We start from the raw sequence: 2,153 nt of genomic DNA, 5'->3' as shown, positions 1-2,153 counted from the left end.
ACGCCGCCGAAGCGGCCGGCCGGGTCGCGGTATCCGGCGGGCGCGTCCATCACGCGACCTCGGACAGGGGCGCCGCCGAAGCGACGTGCCGGCGGGTCCGCATCAGCGGCTGGATCTTCTGCCCGAAATCGTCGAGCCCTTTCAGGAAGTCGTCGAACACCAGCAGCACCCCGCCGGTGCCGGGCACGGTCATCACGTCGTCGAGCATCCGCGCCACGCTCTCGAACGAGCCGACGAGGGTGCCCATGTTGATGTTCACCGCCGAGGTCGGGTCGGCCATCTGGCGCACGTTGGTGTCGGCGCCCGACTTGGTGTCGGCCGCGCCCTGCACGCCGAGCCAGGCGATGGCCTCCTGGTCGGCCCCCGCCTTGTAGTGCTCCCACTTGGCGTGGGCGGCGGCGTCGGTCTCGTCCGAGATCACCATGAACAGCACGTAGGAGGACACGTCGCGACCGGTCTTCGCCTTGGCGGCCTCGAGGCGCGCGACGGTCGGCGCGAAGGCGGTGGGGGTGTTCACACCCTTGCCGAAGCAAAAATTGTAGTCGGCGTAGGTGGCGGTGAAGGCCATGCCGGCCTCGCTCTGGCCGGCGCAGATCAGCTTCATCGGCGCCTGCGGTCGCGGGCTCAGGCGGCAATCGTCCATCTGGAAGTACGTGCCCTTGAGGTCGCTGCGCCCTGTCTCCCAGAGCTCGCGCAGGATTTGCGCGTATTCGGAGAGGTACCGGTACCGGTCGGCGAAGAACGCGTCGCCGGGCCAGAGGCCCATCTGCGAATATTCCGGCTTCTGCCAGCCGGTGATCAGGTTGAGGCCGAAGCGCCCGCCGGAGATCGAGTCGATGGTGGCGGCCATCCGCGCGGTGATCGCGGGCGGGAAGCACAGGGTCGGCGCCGTGGCGTAGAGCTTGATCTTGGAGGTGACGGCGGCGAGCCCGGCCATCAGCGTGAACGATTCGAGGTTGTGGTCCCAGAACTCGGTCTTGCCGCCGAAGCCGCGCAGCTTGATCATCGACAGGGCGAAGTCGAGCCCGTAGCCCTCGGCCTTCAGCGTGACCGCCTTGTTGAGGGCGAAGCTCGGCTTGTATTGCGGCGCGTTCTCCGAGATCAGCCAGCCGTTGTTGCCGATCGGGATGAAGACCCCGACGTTCATCGCCGCGGCGGGTTCGTTCATCGGCCACCTCTCCGAACGCGAGCCGCGCCGCCCGCGGCGGGCCGGAAGACGGGAACGGTAGCGGCTCGAATCGGCCCGTCAAACCGCCGACGGGCCTCTGCACAAAATCTCCGCGGGTTGCCCAGGCGATGCGCGCGATCCGCCCAGCCGGGAAGCGAAATCGCAGCGGATCGGGCCGGCGAAACGCGGTCTTCGATCTGGTAGACCGGGCTCCGGATCTCTTCCGCGAGGGACGACGCGATGCGCGAGACGCTTGCCCCGAACGCCAGCCCGCCGCGCGAGGCCGCCGGCTCCCGCGCCGCCTACCCGCGCCACGTGCCGATCACCACGCGCTGGGCCGACAACGACGTCTACGGGCACGTCAACAACGTGGTCTACTACGCCTTCTTCGACACGGCGGTGAACGGCCTGCTGGTCGAGGCCGGCGCCCTCGACATCGCACGATCCCCGGTGATCGGCCTCGTGGTCGAGACCGGCTGCCGCTACCACGCGCCGCTCGCCTTCCCCGATCGCGTGACCGCAGGGGTGCGCGTGGCGCGGATCGGAAGGTCGAGCGTGCGCTACGAGATCGGCCTGTTCCGCGGCGACGCGGATGCGGCGTCGGCGGAAGGCTTCTTCGTCCACGTCTACGTCGACCGCGCCACCCGCCGTCCGGTGCCGCTGCCGGAGCCGTTGCGCAGCGTCCTCGAAGGCTGGACGCGGCCCGCTTCGCCGTGACACCTCCGCCGTGACACCTCCGCCCCCCCTTGCTATGGCGCGGGGATGAGGCGCCGCCGGCCCGTCCGGCCGTCGGCGCGAGCGGGTTGACCACGATCATGAACATCTTCGCCCTGTTCGAGGCGCGCGTGCGCGAGGCCGTCGAGGCGCTGGTCCGCGGCGGGACGCTTCCCGAGGGCCTCGACCTTGCCCGGGTCGTGGTCGAGCCGCCGCGCGACGCGAGCCACGGCGACCTCGCGACGAACGCCGCCCTGGTGCTCGCCAAGGA

Annotated in this window: 3 protein-coding genes; 2 read left to right on the top strand and 1 reads right to left on the bottom strand. The window is 70.1% G+C overall.

Going from position 1 to position 2,153, the window contains the following annotated elements; all coding sequences use genetic code 11:
- Window positions 1–49 precede the first annotated feature (49 nt).
- Complete coding sequence (gene rutA / locus FV222_RS23990; RefSeq protein ID WP_147815824.1) at window positions 50–1,147, bottom strand: pyrimidine utilization protein A; 1,098 nt, start codon at window positions 1,145–1,147, stop codon at window positions 50–52.
- 261 nt (window positions 1,148–1,408) lie between these two features.
- Between rutA and FV222_RS23985 the strand changes: the two genes are divergently transcribed.
- Together FV222_RS23985 and FV222_RS23980 are read left to right on the top strand one after the other, a co-directional pair.
- Entirely contained in the window at window positions 1,409–1,885 is a 477-nt protein-coding gene (locus FV222_RS23985; protein WP_147815822.1) for a thioesterase family protein, read from the top strand.
- A 98-nt stretch (window positions 1,886–1,983) separates the two neighbouring features.
- Window positions 1,984–2,153, top strand: a 170-nt coding sequence (locus FV222_RS23980; RefSeq protein WP_147815823.1) for a hypothetical protein, incomplete at its 3' end; no start/stop codon positions are given.

Origin of the sequence: Methylobacterium sp. WL103 (assembly GCF_008039885.1) — a bacterium.
Classification (GTDB): Bacteria; Pseudomonadota; Alphaproteobacteria; order Rhizobiales; family Beijerinckiaceae; genus Methylobacterium; species Methylobacterium cerastii.
The sequence above is the reverse complement of the archived record's forward strand: the minus strand, read 5'-3'. Positions and strand labels throughout refer to the sequence as shown.

Excerpts from the sequence above, each read along its gene's own strand:
- FV222_RS23985 (WP_147815822.1), top strand. The coding sequence starts at position 1,409 with ATGCGCGAGACGCTTGCCCCGAACGCCAGCCCGCCGCGCGAGGCCGCC.
- rutA (WP_147815824.1), bottom strand. The coding sequence starts at position 1,147 with ATGAACGTCGGGGTCTTCATCCCGATCGGCAACAACGGCTGGCTGATC.